The organism is Undibacterium umbellatum, assembly GCF_014284125.1.
Classification (GTDB): Bacteria; Pseudomonadota; Gammaproteobacteria; order Burkholderiales; family Burkholderiaceae_D; genus Undibacterium; species Undibacterium umbellatum.
In genome coordinates, this window is sequence record NZ_JACOFX010000059.1 from 1 (window position 1) to 808 (window position 808).

At 49.6% G+C, this 808-nt stretch carries 1 protein-coding gene; it reads left to right on the top strand.

Annotated elements, in window-relative coordinates:
• Positions 1 to 467 (top strand): transposase (locus H8L47_RS29150; RefSeq protein ID WP_186957332.1); only part of this gene is annotated, 467 nt, incomplete at its 5' end.
• Positions 468 to 808: the final 341 nt, after the last annotated feature.

Below are 808 nucleotides of genomic sequence, written 5' to 3' on the forward strand. Positions count from 1 at the left end.
ATCTGTCTGTCATGCATGCCCTTAACGCGCAAATCGTTCACATCGAAAAAACACTGGCAAAGGTCTGTGCTACTCACCCAGGGTTGTCATTACTCAAAAGCGTCGCTGGCATTGGTGATACGTTGGCGACGGTGATCTTGCTGGAAACCGGCTCTATCGAACGGTTTAAAGATGTGGGCAACTATGTTTCTTACTGTCGCTGTGTAGGCAGTATGCATACCTCGAACGGTAAAAAGAAAGGGGAAGGCAATACCAAAAACGGGAATCGCTTCCTGGCTTGGGCCTATGTGGAAGCTGCGAATTTTGCGATTCGTTATTCTGAGGCGGCAAAGAAATTCTATCAACGCAAGAAAGCCAAGCGCAACGGCATTATCGCCATCAAGGCGGTAGCACACAAACTGGCAAGAGCTTGTTTTCATATGCTGAAGACTGGGGAAAGTTTTTCGGTGGAACGCTGTTTCACCTGAGAGTTGGCAGCACTGCGTGAGCCAGACGTCGGGGTTGGATCACAAGCCATCAGATCTGATTGGACACGCAGTATCTGCCATCACAATCGTTGTTTTAACATGAGTCGTCTGCAATGCGAGCCACAAGGGGTTGGAACCGAATCCGGTAGCCACAGATCTGCCCATCACTTGGACGCAACGCGGTACTGAGATGCTTCTGGAGTAGCGGCGCTACTTGGGCGAAATCCAGCTTTATGTTTCGCTAGATCCACATGGGTGACTGGTGCGATTCACGCAACCACACGTTGAAGCAAAAGGCACGACGGCATTTTGAAACAAACATGTGGTGGCGCAGTAAATAT